The sequence below is a fragment of the Pseudogulbenkiania sp. AW2-16 genome (assembly GCF_056824575.1).
The window spans coordinates 3,908,268-3,927,111 of record NZ_CP157668.1; the positions used below are offsets into that span (position 1 = coordinate 3,908,268).

The window sequence follows — 18,844 nt, forward strand, 5'->3', positions numbered from 1 at the left end:
CCGCCGCGCCATCCAACCGTGACGACGGAAGCTAACGCCATGAAGCGGCAATCGACGCCAAAACCCACCCCGCCGATGGCGCATTCCCCGCCGGCGGCCTATCATCGCTACCCCGTCACTGCCTGATCCTCCGGACCGATGCGCTACCTGCTTGCCGTCACCCTGCTATGGGCCTTTTCCTTCAGCCTGATCGGCCAATACCTGGCCGGACAGGTGGACAGCGATTTCGCCGTGCTGCTGCGCGTACTGATCGCCGCCGCCGTATTCATCCCCTTCACGCAATGGCGCGGCCTGCCCGGCCGGCTCGTCGGCGGTTTCTGGCTCGCCGGGGCGCTGCAGTTTGGCGTCACCTACCTATGCCTGTACCGCAGTTTCAGCGTGCTGACCGTCCCGGAGGTGTTGCTGTTCACCGTGATGACGCCGATCTACGTCACCCTGCTCGACGACGCGCTGGCGCACCGCTTCAACCGCTGGGCGCTGCTGGCCGCCGTGGTCGCCGTGGGCGGCGGCGTCATCATCCGCTTCCAGCCGCTGGCGGGCGAGTACCTGGTCGGCTTCCTGCTGCTGCAGCTCGCCAACCTCACCTTTGCCGCCGGCCAGGTGCTGTGCCGCCGCCTGCAGCAACAGCACCCAGTACCGCAGCCGCTGTACCGCTACTTCGGCCACTTCTTCCTCGGTGCGCTGCTGTTGGTGCTGCCGTCCTTCCTGCTGTTCGGCGACGCCAGCCGCCTGCCACACACGGCGCTGCAATGGGGCGTGCTGGCATGGATGGGCCTGTTCGCCACCGCGCTCGGCATGTACTGGTGGGTGAAGGGCAGCGTGGAAGTCAGCGCCGGCACGCTGGCGATCCTGAACGAACTGCACGTCCCGGCGGGGCTGCTGGTCAATGTGCTGATCTGGAACCGCGACGCCGACCTGCCGCGCCTGGCGTTGGGCGGCGGCGTGATCCTCGCCTCGCTGTGGCTCAACCGGCGCGGGCGGCTGGAGTGGGTAACGGCGGCAGGGTGAGCGCGCGCTGACCGGGTCGGGAGGCCTACCCATGGGGGCCATCACCGAGACCGGCCGCCGCGTGTTCAGGTGCCCGCTCGATGGGGGCCAGCCGCCATGCGGCTACGGCGTGCCATTGCGCCCATGCAGCCGGTAACCGGGCCGCTCGCTCAGGCGTTCGTAGTATGCCGCTACCGCCGGCAACGCCGGGCGCGGCATCGGTGTCATGTACCAGCGATGGGTAGACAAGCCGATGACGATGTCAGCGAGCGTGAACGACGCGCCGGCGATGTACGCCCCGGTGCGAGACAACTGCGCCTCGACCATCGCCATGTGACGGTTCCAGCCCGCTACGCCGGCCTCGATCGCCTCAGGGTCCGCATGCGCAGGGCTTTGCCGGACCAGCGCCATGAAGGCGTAGCGCCACGAGTTGTTGAGTTCGGTGGCCTGCCAATCCATCCACTTCTCGACCAGCGCACGCTCCCTGGGGGCGCAGGGCAGCAGGTCGAACCGCTGCTCCCGCTCCGCGAGGTAGCGGCAGATGGTATTCGATTCCCAAAGCACGAAGTCATCATCGATCAGCACGGGAACCATGGCATTGGGGTTGAGCGCCATGAATTCCGGGGTGTCGGTTGCCTGGAACCCCGAACCGTACTGCTCCTGCTCATAGGGAAGCCCAAGCTCCTCGCAGAGCCACAGCACCTTGCGCACGTTGATGGAGGAAGACTTGCCGAGGATTTTCAGCATGGGTTTGGTGACCTTTACGACGGCGCAAAGGGTGAATGGTACTCAAGGTTTGAGCAGGCAGGGAGCCATCCCGGTTCCCCGCCATGACCGCCGTTGATTACCGGCTAAACGATGGCGGCTAACGACCCTGTTCAGACCTTCAAGGGAGTGTCGGTTTTACGGCAGCTATCTACGGAGGCAGTGTGGAAACACAGAGGACTGAGGCAGCTAGCGCATTCGCTATGCGGCTGGCTTCAGATCGAACCGATCGCTCGAATGATCGCTTCATGGGACTGCTGGGCATCGACACCTGACCGGGACTAGCCATCTCGACCACCGGGTCGGATCGTCCGCTGCGGCCGACAACCCCGGTGCACGTATTCAAAAACCTCAACAGGAATAGCCCCCACGGGCGAGCTCCGCCCCTCAGATCCGCAAGCCGCTCTTCTTCAGTATCCGGCTGGAGAACAGGATGTCGTGGCTGCGGCAGGCGGGGCCGAGGCGGTCGACCAGCCGCGCCACCTCGGCGCGGACCTGGTCGTGGCTGGCACCGTGGACCATGGCGAACAGGTTGTAGGGCCAGTGCGGGAGGGCGCGGGGGCGGCGGTAACAGTGAGAGACGGCGGGGTCGGCGCCGAGTTGTTCGCCAAGGCGGTCGATGGCGTCGTCCGCCACGTCGAACACCGCCATGCCGTTGGCGGTGTAGCCGATGGCGTAGTGGTTGGGCACGGCGCCGATGCGGCGGATGACACCGTTGTGCAGCATGGCCTCGAGTCGCGTCAGCACGTCGTGCTCGTCGCAGCCCAACGCCTCGGCGAGGGTGTGATAGGGCCGGGGCAGGCGCGGCAGGCCGGCTTGGGTGGCACGGACCAGGGCGCGGTCGAGGTCGTCGAGCGTCACCGGGCCGGCGTCCGCCGGGCGGGACGCGCCCTGCCCCACCGGTGCCGTGCCGCCGACGGCGAAGCGCATGCCGACGAAGTATTCGCGCTCCTTGGGGAAAGCGTGCACGGTGAGGCCGGTGGCGGCTTCGATGCGGGCGGTGACGGCGGCGATGCCCTGCGGGGTTTCGGTGGCGAGCACGAACCACATGTTGAGGCGATGCTCGCGGCGGTAGTTGTGCGCCACTTCGGGCAGGGCGTTGACCTGCTCCGCCACCTCGTCGAAGCGTTGTTCCGGCACCGCCAGCGCGGCCAGCACGAAGGCGCCACCCATACGTTCGATCTGGAACAGCGGACCGAAGCGGGTCAGGGTGCGGTGCTGCAACAGGCGGTTGAGACGGGCGATCAACTCGGTTTCGGTGATCCCGAGCGGTGCGGCAGCCTCGGCGAACGGCCGTGGGCTGAGTGGAAAACCACCCTGCAGCTGGTCGATGAGACGCCGGTCGATCCCGTCCAGTTCAGTCATGACGGTAGCCGTAGCGCGCACCGCGCTGGGTATAGCGGCGGGTCGAGATCAGCACCGAATGCGGCAGGTGCATCACGTCGTGGCGGGCGCGCAGTTCGTCCACGGTCTGGCGCACGGTCAGAGCGTCCGGGGCGTGGATCATGCAGAACAGGTTGTACGGCCACAGCGGCGGGCGCGCCGGGCGGGCGTAGCACAGCGTTACCGCCTGCTCGGCGGCGAGTTTGACGCCAAGGTCGTCGCGCTCTTCTTCGTCCTCGACGCGCCACACACACATGGCGTTGGCATGGTAGCCCAGCTCACGGTGGCGCACCACCAGGCCGAAACGGCGGATCACCCCGCTGTCGCACCAGTCGGTGAGGATGTGCAGCACCTCTTCGCGGCTCAGGCCGGCGCGCTCGGCCAGCAGGCGATACGGCTCCGGCTCGAGCGCCAGGCCGTCTTCCAGCGCGCCGACCAGGCGGCGTTCAGACTGGCTCAGGCTGAGCGAGCCCATTCCCTGCAGGCATTCGCGCGGGCGCGGCTGGTCGCCGGGCAGGAAAGAGAAGCCCAGGTCGATGTGGTATTCCTTGAGCAGCGGCAGGTGGAGCGGCTTGATGCCGGTGGCGAGGTAGATGCGCGCCAGCACTTCGGCGACACGACTGCGGTCGGACGCGGTGACCACGAACCACAAGTTGACATGATGCGCGCGGGCGTAGTTGTGGTTCACCTCGGGCAGGCTGCTGACGTAGTGCGCCACGGCGTCGAGCCGCTCCGGCGGCACCGCCATCGCCGCCAGGGTACTGGCACCGACGGTATTGGGGGCGAAGATGGCGCCAACCCGGCCCAGCACACCCTGTTGGTGCGCCGTGGCCAGGGCGTCGATGATGCCGTCCTCGCTCCACCCCTCTCCCGCCTCTTCGGCCAACCCGGCGTAAGGACGCAGGGCCAGCGGGAAGCGGTGCTGGAAACGGTTGAGCAGGGCCAGCGTCGGGGCGCTGAGCAGTGGGGTGGCCGGCGGGAATGCCGGCGAGCGAAGGATTCTTGTCATGACTCACATTCCGATACGGCTGGCACGCCAGCTGAAGAAGATGCCCGAGGGGCTGGCCGCCGGCAGTTCGCGCCGTACGGCGAGTGTGGCGGTGTCGACGATGACCAGCTTGTCGTCGTCGCGGCTCGACAACCAGACCTCGTCGCCGCGCGGCGTAAATTCCATGTGCAGGATGCCACGGCCGGGTTTGAGCGTTTTGACCACGGTCAACGTCGGCACGTCGATCACCTGCACCGTGTCGTTGTGCGGGAAGGCAAAGTTGACCCAGACGCGGCGCCCGGACGGCTCGGCCATGACGAACACCGGCTGGCCATGCACCGGAATCTTGGCGCGCAGCTCCCAGTCGCGGGTATCGGCCACCAGCACCTCGTTGTGACCGATGGCGGGCAGGAAGGCCTGACCGCCGGACAATGCCCAGCCGCGCAGGTGCGGCATTTTGTAGACCGGTAGTTTTTCCGTGCCGCGGCCGTAGCCGTCGAGCACGCGGCGCACCCCGGCTTCGGGGTGCCGGGTATCGAGCAGCGCCAGGCCGTCTTCGCCGAACAGCCCGGCCAGGTAATAGCGGCCGTCCTGGCTGGCGAGCCCGTCGTAGGGTTGGCGGCCGACATTGGGGTAACGCGTGGTGACCGGGTGACGCGGGTCGGCGACGTCGATCACCCAGATCTCGCCGGCTTCGAACAGGGAAAAGGCAAAGCGCTGGCCGGGCAGATCGGCCAGGCCGACCACCTTGGAGCTGTGCCCGCTGGCCGCGTCGCGCGTACTGACCTCGGCCAGCAGTTCCAGGGTGTCGGCGTCGAACAGCTTGACCCCGCCCGGTTCGTAGTTCTGCGCGGCGACGACGCGACCGTCGCTGGAGATGGCGCCGCCGATGCTGTTGCCGGCCTGCATCACCCGCTTCACTAGGCGGCCGGTCAGGATATCGACCTTGGACAGCCCGCCGTCGCGCCCGAACACGTAGGCGTAGCGCGCGTCGCGCGAGAACACCACCGAGGCGTGCGACAGGTCGCCCAGCCCCGTGACCGTGGCGAGCCGTTCGCTGCGGGTGTTGTCGACCAGCTGCACACTGCCGCTGGCGCGTTCGATGACGACGCCGAGGTCGCCACTGCCGCGCACAGCCGTAGTCGTAGAGCAGCCTGCCAATAGCAGGCTGGCACAGAGCACCCCCGTGCCGCTTATCGCCCATTTCAGTAGGCGAGCGAGCCCAGGCAGCTTGTGGGCCGCCGGAGCGCAGGAACCGGAATGGGCACGGAGTCCATGAGGATCATGGCTGAGCGAATCTCCATGAGAGATTCGCACGCTCAGAGCACCTCCGTCACTCAAGATGCGAAGGCGCAGCCGCCTAACAAAATGGACTACTCGGGAGCGCCGTCTTTCAGCCACTGTATGACCCATTTGGCTTCTTCTTCCGTCAAAAACGGCCGCCATGGCGGCATCGCGGTACCGGGGCGGCCGTTCAATATCGTGGCCAGCAGCGCCTCGTCCGGGCGGGCGGCCAGGGCCTCGGCGGTGAGCGGGCTGCCCAGCCCGCCCTTGAGCGTGAGGCCGTGACAGGAGCCGCAATCCTGGCGCACCAGATGGCGGATCACCGCCGCGCGCTCCGGCGGCGGCGCCGAGACCTGCGGCGCCGCCAGCGCCAGGTTGGCCGAAACCAGCAGCGCCAGCCCGGCCACGACGTCGCGTAGTGCCCGTCTCAGCGGGCGGGCGGGCCAAAGCGGCTTGGGCGCCGCCGGCGCACAGGAACCGGAATGTACTCGTCGTACATGAGGAGTCCTGCGCGCTGAGCGCATCAACGATGCGCACGCAGCCCGCCCGGCGCTCAAGCGGTGAAGGCGCCGCAGCCCGATGAGGCGGGTGGTTACTGCGACAGTACCCACTTCACCAGGACCTTCAGGTCGGCATCGGGCACGCTGGGGTTGGGCGACATCGGGACCGGTCCGAAACTGCCGGAACCGCCCTTCTTCACCTTGTCCATCAGCTTGGCTTCGACGCTCTGCCCCTTGTACTTGGCGGCGACGTCCTTGAAGGCCGGGCCGACCACTTTCTTGTCGACGCTGTGGCAGGCCAGGCAGTTGTACTGCTTGGCCATGTCCTGCGGGGTGGCGGCCAGCACGTTGGCCGAAGCCAGACCGGCCAGCACGGCGGCCATGATCCATTGATTGGTTTTCATGTTGTGACTCCTTCTGCCGCGGCCGGCGGTGAACGCCGGCCACTGATCGATAATTGCTGCGCTTAGTAAATATCGTGCTGGGTGTTAAACACGTTGAACTTGCCGGTCGGCGTCACCAGGCGCGGGTCCTTGATCACGGCCTTGAGCTTGCGCGTCTTGTCGTCCACCACCACGATGGCCGACTGCTTGTCCTTGGCGCTCCATACCGAGAACCACACCTCGTCGCCCGCCTTGTTGTACTCCGGCTGCACCACGCGCTTGGCACCGTCGCCAAGGCCGGCCCACTCGCCCACCGGCAGCCGTACGAAGCCCTTGTCGAGGTGGTCGATGTCGTACACCGCTACCGATTGGCTCACCGCCGAATCCGGGTTCAGCGTGGTGTCCACCCACAGGTTCTTCGACTTGGGATGGGTCTTGATGAACAAGGAGCCGCCGCCCTGGCCCTGGATGCTGGCGACCATTTTCCAGGCGTACTGCTTGTGCTTGACCGGGTCGGAGCCGATCAGCGCGATGCTGTCGTCGCCGAGGTGGCCGGTGGCCCAGACCGGACCGAATTTCGGGTGCACAAAGTTGGCGCCGCGGCCTGGGTGCGGGGTCTTGCCGACGTCGACCGGGCCCGCCAGCTTGTCTTCCTTGGTGTCGACCACGGCGATCTTGTTGGAGGCGTTGGCGGCGACGAAGAAGTAGCGGCCGGTGCGATCGAAACCGCCGTCGTGCAGGAACTTGGCGGCGTTGATGGTGGTGGTCTTGAGGTTGTTGAGGTCAGAGTAGTTGACCATCATGATCTTGCCGGTTTCCTTGGCGTTGATCACGAACTCCGGCTTGTAGTGGCTGGACACGATGGAGGCCACGCGCGGCTCGGGATGGTACTCGTTGTCCACCGTCATGCCGCGCGTCGACACCACTTTCTGCGGCTTGAGGGTGTCGCCGTCCATGATCACGTACTGCGGCGGCCAGTAGGTGCCGGCCACGGCGATCTTGTCTTCCCAGCCCTTGAACTTGGAGGTCTCGACCGAGCGCGCTTCCAGCCCGACCTTGATCTCGGCCACGGTTTCGGGATGCTCCATCCACAGGTCGATCAGGTTGATCTTGGCGTCGCGGCCGATCACGTAGAGATAGCGGCCGGAGGCCGACACGCGCGAGATGTGCACCGCGTAGCCGGTCTTGATGATGCTGATGATCTGCTTGCTGTCACCGTCGATCAGCGCGATCTCGCCGCTGTCGCGCAGCGTCACCGAGAACAGGTTGTCGAGGTTGTACTTGTTCATCTTCTTGGTCGGACGCTTGTCGACCGGGATCAGCACCTTGCGCGTCTTCTCGATGTCGGCCAGCGAGTATTCCGGCGGGGTCGGCGGTTCCTGCTGCACGTAGCGCGCCATCAGGTCGACCTGGGCATCGGACAGCTCGCCCGAGGTGCCCCAGTTCGGCATGCCGGCGGGCGAGCCGTACTTGATGAAGGTCTTCAGGTACTCGGTGCCGCGCTCCAGCGTGATGTCGGTGGTCAGCGGCTTGCCGGTCGCCCCCTTGCGCAGCACACCATGACAGCCGGCGCAGCGCTCGAAGTAGATCTGGCGTGCCTGCGCGAATTCCGCCTTGGTCATCGGCGGGGCCTTGGGATTGATGTTCTGGTGCATCTCCTGGCCGGCCAGGGGCGAGCCGCCAGCCTGGTAGGCCAGTTCCGGCGCGCTGGCGCCGGGAGGGGCGGCGAACGCCGCTGTCACTGCCAGCGGCAACGCCGCCATGACGGCTCTCTTGACCAGTACGGACATCCTCGGTGTGCTCATGGTGCATACTCCTTTGAAGGGTAAGGAATTGACACCGGCATCATCGGCCTGCCGCCCCTCCCCCTCCTTGATGCGCGTCAACGCTTGCTCAGGCAAATATGCAAAAGGGGTGAACCTTTTCGCTCTCAGCGCGTCAGCTGCGCATACAGCGTGGTCAGCACCTGCGGCAGGGTCTCGGCGCGCTGCACCACCACGTAGCCGCGGCTGCCAAACAGGTGCGGCAGGTAGTCGCCGGCCTCGCGGTCGATGGTGACGCAGAACGGCGTCACGCCGTCGCGGCGCGCCTCGAGGATGGCCTGGCGCGTGTCCTCGATGCCGTAGCGTCCCTCGTAGTGGTCCATGTCGTTGGGCTTGCCGTCGGAGACGATCAACAGCAGGCGCCGCTGCGCCGGCTGCTGCACGAGGATGCGCGCCGACTGGCGGATCGCCGCGCCCATGCGCGTGTAGTAGCCGGGACGCAGCGCCATGATGCGGCCGCGCGCGGCGTCGTCGAAGGCGTCGGCGAAGTCCTTCAACAGCAGGTAGCGCACTTCGTGGCGCTTGAGCGACGAGAAGCCGTAGAGGCCGAAGGCGTCACCGCTGGCCGAGAGCGCCTCGGCGAACAGCAGCAGGCTGTCCTTGATGACGTCGATCACGCGGCCCGCCTCCCCGACCCAGCTCTCGGTGGAGAGCGACAGGTCGGCCAACAGCAGGCAGGCCAGGTTGCGCTCGCCCGGCGGCCAGGCCTGGTACAGCCCCGGCTCGCCCTGCGCCACGCCGCTCTGGCGTTCGGCCATGAAACGAATGACGCGGTCGAGGTCGATGTCGGGCCCGTTGGTTTCGCCGCTCTTGCGCGTGCGTTCCGGCGCCAGCGCCTGGAACTGGCGGCGCAGCCGCCGTGCCAGCGGCAGCAGCCGATCCGGCAGCGGCGCCGGGCTGGCGTCGCGCGGGTGCATCGGCAGCAGGCGGCAGTGGTCGTCGATCAGCCGTTGCCGTTTCCAGTCCCATTCCGGCAACAGCAGGCCGGGGCCGAGCGGGGTGTCGTCGTACTCGGCGGAGGGCAGGTCGAGGTCGAACTTGAGGCGGCTGCCGCGCGTCTTGCTGTCGGCGGCGATGCTGAGCTTGTTCATGTCCTCGGCGGCGGCGGCGTTGTCCTCGTCTTCATCCTCGTCGTTGTGGCGGTTGACCTTGACGTACTCGTCCCAGGTGAACAGGCTTTCGGCGCGGAACACCATCAGCATGCCGTCCTTCTTGTCCTCCGGCACGATGCGCTGGGCGCGGTAGCGGCGGCGCTTCTGCGCGCTCTCGCGCGCCTTGTGCTCGCTGTCGTCGTCGGCCGGGGACTCCCCCGCGGCGCCGCCATTTTCGGCGCCGGTGGGCGGCGCCGGGTGCAGCCACAGCGGCACCGGCTGCGGCGGACGCTTGACCTCGGGCAACGCCACCTCGCGTTCGGGGTGCTGCAGCGCCCGGCGGATGGCCTGCTCCACCGCGGCCTCGGGCGCCGACAGCCGCGCCGGGTCGGGGCGCAAGGCGAGCAAGGCGCCCACCAGCTGGTGGTAGCTGGCGGCGAGCCCGGGCATGCGTGCCGTGCAACGCTGCGTCGCCAAGCGGTTGCGCGTCAGCCAGTCGCCGCGCGGCGCCGGCTCGGCGGCCAGCGCCATGAGCCAGAAGTACAGCGCGCGGTTGAGCATGGCGGACGGGAACAGATCGAGTTTCTCCGGCAGATACAGCGCCCGGCGGTCGCTCCAGGCCAGTTCCACCTTCTCGCCGATGCCGGCCACGCGCTCGAGCAGCGAGCGGCGCGCGCCGTGCTCGGTGCCGACGGTGGAGCGCAGCACCAGCGCCGGGTCGCCGCCCATGGCACGGAAAAACGGCGGCGCCAACCGGGTCACGCCGGCCAGCGTCACTGCCGCCTGCGGGTGGCCGCGGTAGGCGGCGCGGGTGATCAGCCGGTCCCACCAGCCTCCGACAATATCTTCCATCGTCAATGCTCCTGACGGTGCCGCCACAAACCGGGCAGCGGGTAGCAGAAAGGCTGGTCGGCCAGCACCCGGGCCAGCGCCGCGATCCCCATCAGCGCCAGCACGGCGTGCAACGCGAGGAAGGAGAGGATCAGCGGCAGCCAGCCGGCGGCGCGGGACGGGTCCAGCAGCAGGCCGCTCAGCGCCAGCGGGACCAGCAGCATGCCGGCGCGCCAGGAGGCCCCCCAGGACTGGTGCAGGGCTTCGGCCAACCTGGGCGTGGCCTGGCCGCGCCAGCGCCGGCGGCACCAGCACAGCAACAGGAAGGCGATGCCGGGGGCCAAGAGCAGGTTGGCGAGATACAGCGCGTGGGCCAGCACCACCTTGTGCTGTTCGTCCTGCCGTTCGTCGTCGCCCATGTCAGGCGGCGAACTGGGTGTCGATGACGGCCAGGAGCGCCGCCAGGGTGTCGGCGTCGTCGGTCAGCGGCTCGGCCAACGCGGTGCGGCAGGCGGTGAGCGGTGCCATGCCGGCGGCCATCAGCTTAGCGGCGTAGACCAGGAGGCGGGTGCTGACCGATTCGTCCAGGTCGTAGCCGGTAAGGCGGCGCAGCTGGCCCGCCAGCGTCACCAGTTGCTTGGCGCGCCCGGCGTCGATGCCGCTCTCGCGCACCACCACGGCGTGCTCCACCTCGGGCTGCGGGAAGTCGAAGGACATCGCCACGAAGCGCTGCCGCGTCGACGGCTTGAGGGTCTTCAGCACGTGCTGGTAGCCGGGGTTGTACGACACCACCAGCATGAAGTCGGGCGAGGCCTCTAGCACCTCGCCGGTGCGCTCGATCGGCAGGATGCGGCGGTCGTCGGTGAGCGGGTGCAGCACCACGGTGGTGTCCTTGCGCGCCTCGACCACTTCGTCGAGATAGCAGATGCCGCCCTCGCGCACGGCGCGGGTGAGCGGGCCATCGCTCCAGTAGGTGGCGCCATCGCCGATCAGGTGGCGGCCGACCAGATCGGCGGCGGTCAGGTCGTCGTGGCAGGACACGGTGATCAGCGGCAGGCCGAGGCGCGCCGCCATGTGGGCGACGAAGCGGGTCTTGCCGCAGCCGGTGGGGCCCTTGATCAGCACCGGCAGCTGCTGACGCCAGGCGGCCTCGAACAGCTCGCATTCGGAGCCGACCGGCTGGTAGAAAGGAACATCAAGCTGGGCCGAAACGGTGGGTGCGTTCATGGCGTTCTCTCACAGGAAACTAAAAATCAACACGGCGCTCACCAGCGCCAGCCAGCCGTGCACGGTCAGCCGCAGCCAGGCTGGGGCGTGGCGCAGGGCCATGTAGTGCTCGACGATGGCCAGGCCCTTGAGCCAGGCCACCGACAACGCCGCCAGCGCAAGGTGGCCGGGGGTGAGGTGAGCGTCAGCAAGAAAAGCCGCCAGCAGGGTCAGCGCGGTCAACCACAGCCACACCCGCCAGACGGTAGGGAAATCTCTCAAAGCGTTCATAGTCATCAACTTACGCGTCGGGCCCCGGCCTCACCTTGACCAAGGGCAAGCAATAAAAATCACTCAGAACCGGTTCAGGATGTGTCGCGGGTGGCCCTCGGCTGGGCTACGCCATGGCGTCCCGATCAGGGACGTGCAACACGATCGTGGACAGGCTCTAACGTGCCACGTACACCAGCGCGAACAGCACCACCCACACCAGGTCCACCATGTGCCAGTAGGCGGCGGCGGTCTCCACACCGGCGAGCTGGCCCGGCCGGTAGCGCCCGTCGCGGGCGTACACTGCCACGGCACCGACGATCACCATGCCGAGGATGACGTGCAGGAAGTGGAAGAAGGTGAGCGACAGGTAGAACATCCAGAAGGTGTCGCTCGACAGCGTGATGCCGGCGGCGAACTTTCCGGCGAACTCGCCGCACTTGAGCACCACGAAGCCCATTCCCAGCGCCACGGTCAGCCACAGCAGACGGCGGGCGGTGCGCTGGCGATCGAGCACGAAGGCCCGCACCGCCGCCGACACGCTGGCGCTGCCGGCAATCAGCAGCAGGGTATTGACGGTGGGCACGCCCAGCGCCAGCTGGCGCTGGCCGGCGACGAAGGTGGCAGGGTCGTGCGCCCGGGCATAGCCGTAGGCGAGAAAGAACACCCCGAACACCAGCAGCTCGGCGAGGATGAAGAACCACATCGCCAGATCGCCCGGCACCTCGCGCGGGTTGGCCGAAGCCGACAGGGTTACGCTCTGGTTCATATTTGCCTCCCAGGATCCGGCCCGGCCCCGCATCGCACACGCAGCGGGCCAAACCGGCTTCCGATAAAAAAAGGCGACCCGAATCCCCCCGGGCCGCCTTTAGCTACACACACTCAGTGGGCGGCTTCGTCGGTCTTGCCCTTGACGAAGAAGCTGATGATGTAGAGCGCGAGACCGATGAAGAACACCACACCGCTGGCTTCACGCAGCCAGTAGTAGGTCGCGGCATGGTCCTGAGCGGCCATGAACGGCATCGGCGTGGTACCCATGCGCTGCAGCGACACCTGCACGTAGCCGGCGGCGGTCAGGAACAGCGTGATGGCCACCATGGCGAGGGTCATCAGCCAGAACGACACCATCTCCAGTTTCTGGGCGCCGCGGCTGTTGGCCTCGCGACCACGCAGCTTGGGCATGGTGTAGGAGATCATCGTGATCACCACCATGGCGTAGGCACCGTAGAAGGCCATGTGACCGTGCGCGGCGGTGAGCTGGGTGCCGTGCGTCAGGTAGTTCACCGGAGCCAGCGTATGCAGGAAGCCCCACACCCCGGCGCCGAGGAAGGCCATCACACCGGTCCCCAGGGCCCACAGCACGGCGGCCTTGTTCGGGTGTTCGCGACGGCGACGGTTGACCATGTTGAAGGCGAACAGCGTCATCATGAAGAACGGAATCGGTTCGATCGCCGAGAAGATCGAGCCCCACCACTGCCAGTACCCCGGGGTACCGATCCAGTAGTAGTGGTGACCGGTGCCGATGATGCCGGAGATCAGCGTCATGGCGATGATCACGTACAGCCACTTCTCCACCACCTCGCGGTCGACGCCGGTCACCTTGATCAGCACGAAGGCCAGCATGGCGCCCATGATCAGTTCCCACACGCCTTCCACCCACAGGTGCACCACGTACCACCAGAAGTACTTGTCCAGCACCAGGTTGGTCGGGTTGTAGAACGAGAACAGGAAGAAGATCGCCAAGCCCCACAGCCCCAGCATCATCACCAGGCTGACGCTGGTCTTGCGGCCGGACAGCACGGTCATCGACAGGTTGTAGAGGAAGGACAGCGCCACCAGCACGATCCCCACCTTGGTGATGGTGGGCTGCTCCAGGAACTCGCGTCCCATGGTCGGCAGGATTTCGTTGTGGGTCAGCTGGGCCAGCGTGGCGTACGGTACCGACAGGTAGCCGACGATGGTCAGGGCGCCCGCCACCAGGAACACCCAGAAGGTGATGATGGCGAGTTTAGGACTGTGCAGCTCCCGTTCCGACTCCTCCGGAATCATGTAGTAACCGGCGCCCATGAAGCCGAACAGCAGCCACACGATCAACAGGTTGGTGTGCACCATGCGCGCCACGTTGAACGGAATTTCCGGGAACAGGAAATCACCGATCACGTACTGCAGGCCCATGATCAGGCCGAACACGATCTGGCCGAAGAACAGCCCGATGGCGGCAATGAAGTAAGGCTTGGCTACCGCCTGCGAGCGGTATTTCAGCCGGGTGGCGGCGTGTTCCTCCACACCCCGAGGGGTGTCGAGAACCGCCGTGGTCGAGGTACTCATGCGAATCTCCCTAAATCTGACAAGAATTCATCCCGCTCGGCAGCCTTAGCCTTCGATGTTGGGCGGCCAGTTGTTGGTATTGATCTCGGAGCTGTACTTGAGGAAGGCGACCAGGTCGTCCAGTTCGCCGTCGGTCAGATGGAACTGCGGCATCTGGCGACGACCCGGGGCGCCGGTCGGCTGACCCTTGATCCAGGCCTTGATGAACTCCGGTCCGCGGCGCTGGTAGACGTTGCCCAGTTCCGGCGCAAAGTAGGCGCCCTCACCCAACAGGGTGTGGCAGCCGATACAGTTGCGCGTCTCCCAGATGTTCTTGCCGCGTGCGACCTGCTCGGTCAGGTTGACGCGGTTGTCGCGCTTGGGCAGCGCCTGGGTGGTATCGAACGTCAATGCAAGAAACAACAGAAAGAAAAACACCGCCCCACCATAGAAAATATTGCGGGCGGTCGACTTGGTGAAGCTGGCGCTCATACGGCCTCCTATCACATATCACCGGAAACACCCGGTGCCTGGGGTAAACTGTATGGGCGATACATGTTTACGACATTGATGCGAATCAACGATTTCCCGGCCGCGCCATTCCTACACTTGCGCCATTGTCATCGCCTTGCTGCAGGAGTCCGCATGAACCACCCCGCCTCTCCCCCCTCTCGACAGCGGCCACCAGCGCCGCTCAGACCGCCTCCGCCAACGACGACTTCCCCCCGGCACGGTCTGCCTGATCGGCGCCGGACCGGGCGATCCGGAACTCATCACGGTCAAGGGACTGGCCCGGTTGCAACGAGCCGAGGTGGTGCTGTACGACCACCTGGTCGACCCCGCCGTGCTGGCACTGGCGTCGCCCTCGGCCTGGCGCATTGACGTCGGCAAGGAAGCCAGCCGCCACACCTTGCCGCAGGGCGAGATCAACGCCCTGCTGATCCGCCAGGCACGCCAGGGCCGGCGCGTGGCGCGCCTCAAGGGCGGCGACCCGTTCCTGTTCGGCCGCGGCGGCGAAGAGGTCCAGGCGCTGGCCGAGGCCGGCATTCCGTGCGAAGTGATCCCCGGCATCACCGCCGCCTGCGGTGCCGCGGCGCGCGGGCTGATCCCGCTCACCCACCGCGACCACGCCCAAGGCGTGAGCTTCGTCACCGGCCACCGCCGCGACGGCGAAGACGAACTCGAGTGGACGCGCCACACCGGCGCCGAGGAAACCCTGGTGATCTACATGGGCCTGGCCGAAGCGGCGCGCATCTGTGCCGAGCTGATGCGCCACGGCCGCCCCGGCACCACCCCCGCCGCCGTGATCGAGCGCGCCACCACGCCGCAGCAGCGCATCGTCAGCGCCGACCTGGCCACCCTGCCGGCACGCATCGCGGCGGCCGGCGTGCGTCCGCCAGCCTTGCTGATCATCGGCGAGGTGGTGCGGCTCTACCCGACGCTGAGCGCCGCCTCAGCCACCGTGGCAGCCGCGCCGGCATGAGCCTGCCGGCACGCGCCGGAAGTGTTGCATCGACCCGACACCGGCCCCGAGCAGGGCCGGTGCGCATCGGCCCGGCGGTAGCGGCTCGGCAGCTCAACAGCCGACCAGTTTCGTCACCAAAGCGACTATTCTCCCCGCCGGCTCCCCGTGTCGGCGGGCACCGCCGACACCCTGCCCGCTGCGCCGCGTCCGTGCCGCCGCCGGCGCGTGACGAATCACGTTGACAGGCTGCGGCGGCATCTCTAGATTCGGCACCAGCCGCGTCAAACATTGCGGGAGAGACCACCTTGAGCGGTGGCGCCGAAGGGGTATCGCCCCAGAAACTCTCAGGCAAAAGAACCGCAATGTCGTTCGGCTCTCTGGAGAGTAGGCCCGTGAGGCCTCGCCGAAGGAAGCATGGCCGGGTGCCCGTCACCCCGCCGTAATCTCTCAGGCAAAAGGACAGAGGGGGCGTCATCTGACCTGTGTCGGATGGGGACCCGCGTCCGTGCCGTTGCACCCGCCCTTTACCCCTTCCCTCGCCCGTGCGGGCCACAGGTCGACACCAACGACCGGGCACGCGGCGGCCGCCATTGGCCGCCGGCCCTGCAACAACAAGGACAGCACATGTTTACCCAGGATATGCAGATTGCCGGCTTCGACGACGCCCTGTGGAACGCGCTGGAGGCCGAGCGCCAGCGCCAGGAAGATCACATCGAGCTGATCGCCTCCGAAAACTACACCAGCCCGCGCGTGATGCAGGCGCAGGGCTCGCAACTCACCAACAAGTACGCCGAAGGCTACCCCGGCAAGCGCTACTACGGCGGCTGCGAACACGTCGACGTGGTCGAGCAGCTCGCCATCGACCGCGCCAAGCAGCTGTTCGGCGCCGACTACGCCAACGTGCAGCCGCACTCCGGCTCGCAGGCCAACGCCGCCGTCTACATGGCGCTCTTGGAACCGCACGACACCGTGCTGGGCATGAGCCCGGCGCACGGCGGCCATCTCACCCACGGCGCCAAGGTCAACTTCTCCGGCAAGATCTACCACGCGGTGCAGTACGGCCTCAACCCGGACACCGGCGAGATCGACTACGACGAAGTGCAAAGGTTGGCCGAAGAACACAAGCCGAAGATGATCGTGGCCGGCTTCTCGGCTTACTCCCTGGTGCTCGACTTCGCCCGCTTCCGCCAGATCGCCGACAGCGTCGGCGCCTACCTGTTCGTCGACATGGCGCACGTCGCCGGCCTGGTCGCCGCCGGCCTGTACCCGAACCCGGTGCCGTTCGCCGACGTCGTCACCACCACCACCCACAAGACCCTCCGCGGCCCGCGCGGCGGCCTGATCCTGTGCAAGAGCAACCCGGAGCTGGAGAAGAAGTTCAGCTCGCTGGTGTTCCCCGGCATCCAGGGCGGCCCGCTGATGCACGTCATCGCCGCCAAGGCGGTGGCCTTCCTCGAGGCGCAGCAGCCCGAGTTCAAGGCCTACCAGCAACAGGTCATCGCCAACGCCCGCGCCATGGTCACGGTGTTCCAGAACCGCGGTTACAGCGTGGTGTCCAACAAGACGGACGACCACCTGTTCCTGCTGTCGCTGATCAGCCAGGGGCTGACCGGCAAGGCAGCCGACGCGGCACTGGGCGCGGCGCACATCACCGTCAACAAGAACGCCGTGCCGAACGACCCGCAAAGCCCGTTCGTCACCAGCGGCATCCGCATCGGCACCCCGGCCGTCACCACGCGCGGCTTCAAGGAAGCCGAAGTGGAGCGCGTGGCAGGCTGGATCTGCGACATTCTCGACGATATCGAGAACCCGGCGGTGATCGAGCGCGTCAAGCATCAGGTGGCCGAGCTGTGCGCAGCTTTCCCGGTGTACCGCGGCTAAGAACCCGCCTCACGATCGGTCGCGCACGCCGCAGGATGGGGGCAATTCAGAGGAACCCATCATCGATGGATTCCCCATCCTGCGATGAGGACAATGCCAACAGCCCTCTCGGAAACGTGGCAGGATCGTGACCCTTGATCGAGTTTTACCCCGGCCGGAAACGGCCGGGGGTTGTCTCCCGAATTCATCAGGCCCCCGCCTAGCGGGGTGCCGTAGCAAGAGAAGCAACCATGGCAATCAGCGTCTTTGACCTGTTCAAGATCGGTATCGGCCCGTCCAGTTCGCACACCGTGGGGCCAATGCGCGCCGCGCGTCAGTTCGTCGCCCGGCTGGAGAAGGACGGCCTGCTGGAACGAGTGGCCAGCGTGCGCAGCGAACTGTTCGGCTCGCTCGGCGCCACCGGCAAGGGCCACGGCTCGGACGTGGCGGTACTGCTCGGCCTGCAGGGCGAACTGCCGGACGAAGTCGACACCGACGCGGTGCCGGCCATGGTGGCAGCAATCCGCAGCAACAAACGGCTGTCGCTGCTCGGCCAGCACGAAGTGGTGTTCACCGAGCCGGAGCACCTGGTGCTGCACAAGCGCAAGTCGCTGCCCTTCCACCCCAACGGCATGACCTTCGAGGCCCGCGACGACGCCGGCAACGTGCTCGACAAGCGCGCCTACTACTCGGTAGGTGGTGGCTTCGTGGTGGACGAGGCGGCGGTGGAGGCCGGCTTCGTGCCGCCCGGCGCCACCGAGCTGCGCCATCCCTTCAACAACGCCGCCGAGCTGCTGGCGCTGTGCAAGGAACACGGCAAGCCGATCAGCCAGATCATGCTGGAGAACGAACTGGCCTGGCGCAGCGAGGAAGAAGTGCGCGCCGGTCTGCTCAACATCTGGCACGTGATGCAGGCGTGCGTGAAGCGCGGCTGCGCCCACGAAGGCATCCTGCCCGGCGGCATGAAGGTCAAGCGCCGCGCCGCCGATATGCACCGCAAGCTGCTGGCGGCGCCCGAGGCCAGCCTGCGCGACCCGCTCACGGTGATCGACTGGGTCAACCTCTACGCGCTGGCGGTAAACGAAGAGAACGCCGGCGGCGGCCGCGTGGTGACCGCGCCGACCAACGGCGCGGCCGGCATCGTGCCGGCGGTGCTGCACTACTATTCCCGCTTCGTGCCCGGCGCCAATGAAGACGGCGTGGTGCGCTTCCTCTTGACGGCCGGCGCCATCGGCATCCTGTTCAAGCTCAACGCCTCGATCTCGGGGGCGGAAGTCGGCTGCCAGGGCGAAGTCGGCTCGGCCTGTTCGATGGCGGCGGGCGGGTTGGCCGAAGTGATGGGTGGCACCCCGGAGCAGGTGGAAAACGCCGCCGAGATCGGCATGGAACACAACCTCGGCCTGACTTGCGACCCGGTGGGCGGCCTGGTGCAGGTGCCCTGCATCGAACGCAACGCCATGGCCTCGGTCAAGGCCATCAACGCCGTGCGCATGGCGCTGCGCGGCGACGGCCAGCACTTCGTCTCGCTCGACCGCGTCATCAAGACCATGCGCGACACCGGCCGCGACATGAGCACCAAGTACAAGGAAACCGCCCGCGGCGGCCTGGCCGTGAACATTGTCGAGGTGCCGGTCAACATCGTGGAATGCTGACCGCGTGCCCTCGGCACCCTTCCTCTGACGTCTCTTCCCCCGCTCGCCG

At 67.0% G+C, this 18,844-nt stretch carries 18 protein-coding genes and 1 riboswitch; of the genes, 4 read left to right on the top strand and 14 right to left on the bottom strand.

Features of this window, described 5'->3' with window-relative positions; translation table 11 throughout:
- The first annotated feature begins 138 nt into the window (after nt 1-138).
- Nucleotides 139-1,008 carry a DMT family transporter gene (locus tag ABKF58_RS18805; RefSeq protein WP_482582692.1) on the top strand — a complete coding sequence of 290 codons (870 nt, stop codon included), beginning with the start codon at nt 139-141 and terminating at the stop codon, nt 1,006-1,008.
- Nucleotides 1,009-1,110: 102 nt separating this feature from the next.
- Here ABKF58_RS18805 and ABKF58_RS18810 read toward each other — a convergent pair whose 3' ends face one another.
- From ABKF58_RS18810 to ABKF58_RS18875, 14 genes are all read right to left on the bottom strand, one after another.
- Nucleotides 1,111-1,734, bottom strand: coding sequence for a glutathione S-transferase family protein (locus ABKF58_RS18810; RefSeq protein WP_482582694.1), 624 nt, complete (start codon nt 1,732-1,734; stop codon nt 1,111-1,113).
- A 405-nt stretch (nt 1,735-2,139) separates the two neighbouring features.
- Nucleotides 2,140-3,117, bottom strand: coding sequence for a siroheme decarboxylase subunit beta (gene ahbB, locus ABKF58_RS18815; protein ID WP_482582696.1), 978 nt, complete (start codon nt 3,115-3,117; stop codon nt 2,140-2,142).
- Nucleotides 3,110-4,144 (bottom strand): siroheme decarboxylase subunit beta, encoded by a 1,035-nt coding sequence (gene ahbB, locus ABKF58_RS18820; RefSeq protein ID WP_482582698.1) that lies wholly within the window; start codon nt 4,142-4,144, stop codon nt 3,110-3,112. The genes ahbB (ABKF58_RS18815) and ahbB (ABKF58_RS18820) overlap by 8 nt, the downstream gene beginning before the upstream one ends.
- A 3-nt stretch (nt 4,145-4,147) precedes the next feature.
- On the bottom strand, nt 4,148-5,257 hold the full coding sequence (locus ABKF58_RS18825; protein ID WP_482582700.1) for a cytochrome D1 domain-containing protein: 1,110 nt from the start codon (nt 5,255-5,257) through the stop codon (nt 4,148-4,150).
- 239 nt (nt 5,258-5,496) lie between these two features.
- Entirely contained in the window at nt 5,497-5,814 is a 318-nt protein-coding gene (locus ABKF58_RS18830; protein ID WP_482582702.1) for a c-type cytochrome, read from the bottom strand.
- A gap of 185 nt (nt 5,815-5,999) precedes the next feature.
- Complete coding sequence (locus tag ABKF58_RS18835; RefSeq protein WP_008953022.1) at nt 6,000-6,311, bottom strand: c-type cytochrome; 312 nt, start codon at nt 6,309-6,311, stop codon at nt 6,000-6,002.
- A gap of 62 nt (nt 6,312-6,373) precedes the next feature.
- Nucleotides 6,374-8,095: a cytochrome D1 domain-containing protein gene (locus ABKF58_RS18840; protein WP_482582704.1), complete on the bottom strand. Its 1,722-nt coding sequence runs from the start codon at nt 8,093-8,095 to the stop codon at nt 6,374-6,376.
- A gap of 125 nt (nt 8,096-8,220) precedes the next feature.
- Entirely contained in the window at nt 8,221-10,056 is a 1,836-nt protein-coding gene (locus ABKF58_RS18845; RefSeq protein ID WP_482582706.1) for a nitric oxide reductase activation protein NorD, read from the bottom strand.
- A gap of 2 nt (nt 10,057-10,058) precedes the next feature.
- Nucleotides 10,059-10,454 carry a hypothetical protein gene (locus ABKF58_RS18850; RefSeq protein ID WP_482582708.1) on the bottom strand — a complete coding sequence of 132 codons (396 nt, stop codon included), beginning with the start codon at nt 10,452-10,454 and terminating at the stop codon, nt 10,059-10,061.
- 1 nt (nt 10,455) lies between these two features.
- Complete coding sequence (locus tag ABKF58_RS18855) at nt 10,456-11,262, bottom strand: CbbQ/NirQ/NorQ/GpvN family protein (protein WP_008953026.1); 807 nt, start codon at nt 11,260-11,262, stop codon at nt 10,456-10,458.
- A gap of 9 nt (nt 11,263-11,271) precedes the next feature.
- On the bottom strand, nt 11,272-11,532 hold the full coding sequence (locus tag ABKF58_RS18860; protein ID WP_014086629.1) for a cytochrome C oxidase subunit IV family protein: 261 nt from the start codon (nt 11,530-11,532) through the stop codon (nt 11,272-11,274).
- A 157-nt stretch (nt 11,533-11,689) separates the two neighbouring features.
- The gene (locus ABKF58_RS18865) at nt 11,690-12,280 is read right to left on the bottom strand and encodes a cytochrome c oxidase subunit 3 family protein (RefSeq protein WP_482582711.1); all 591 of its coding nucleotides are present in this window, start codon (nt 12,278-12,280) and stop codon (nt 11,690-11,692) included.
- A 113-nt stretch (nt 12,281-12,393) separates the two neighbouring features.
- Nucleotides 12,394-13,839, bottom strand: a complete 1,446-nt coding sequence (locus tag ABKF58_RS18870; RefSeq protein ID WP_482582713.1) for a cbb3-type cytochrome c oxidase subunit I — start codon at nt 13,837-13,839, stop codon at nt 12,394-12,396.
- A gap of 45 nt (nt 13,840-13,884) precedes the next feature.
- Complete coding sequence (locus ABKF58_RS18875; RefSeq protein ID WP_008953030.1) at nt 13,885-14,310, bottom strand: c-type cytochrome; 426 nt, start codon at nt 14,308-14,310, stop codon at nt 13,885-13,887.
- A gap of 250 nt (nt 14,311-14,560) precedes the next feature.
- Here ABKF58_RS18875 and cobA point away from each other — a divergent pair, with 250 nt between their 5' ends.
- From cobA to ABKF58_RS18890, 3 genes are all read left to right on the top strand, one after another.
- The gene (gene cobA / locus ABKF58_RS18880) at nt 14,561-15,301 is read left to right on the top strand and encodes a uroporphyrinogen-III C-methyltransferase (RefSeq protein WP_482584403.1); all 741 of its coding nucleotides are present in this window, start codon (nt 14,561-14,563) and stop codon (nt 15,299-15,301) included.
- 263 nt (nt 15,302-15,564) lie between these two features.
- A riboswitch (glycine riboswitch) is annotated at nt 15,565-15,653 on the top strand.
- Between the two features lie 254 nt (nt 15,654-15,907).
- Nucleotides 15,908-17,164: a serine hydroxymethyltransferase gene (glyA, locus tag ABKF58_RS18885; RefSeq protein ID WP_482582715.1), complete on the top strand. Its 1,257-nt coding sequence runs from the start codon at nt 15,908-15,910 to the stop codon at nt 17,162-17,164.
- A 230-nt stretch (nt 17,165-17,394) separates the two neighbouring features.
- Nucleotides 17,395-18,795 carry an L-serine ammonia-lyase gene (locus ABKF58_RS18890; RefSeq protein WP_482582717.1) on the top strand — a complete coding sequence of 467 codons (1,401 nt, stop codon included), beginning with the start codon at nt 17,395-17,397 and terminating at the stop codon, nt 18,793-18,795.
- The last annotated feature ends 49 nt before the right edge of the window (nt 18,796-18,844 follow it).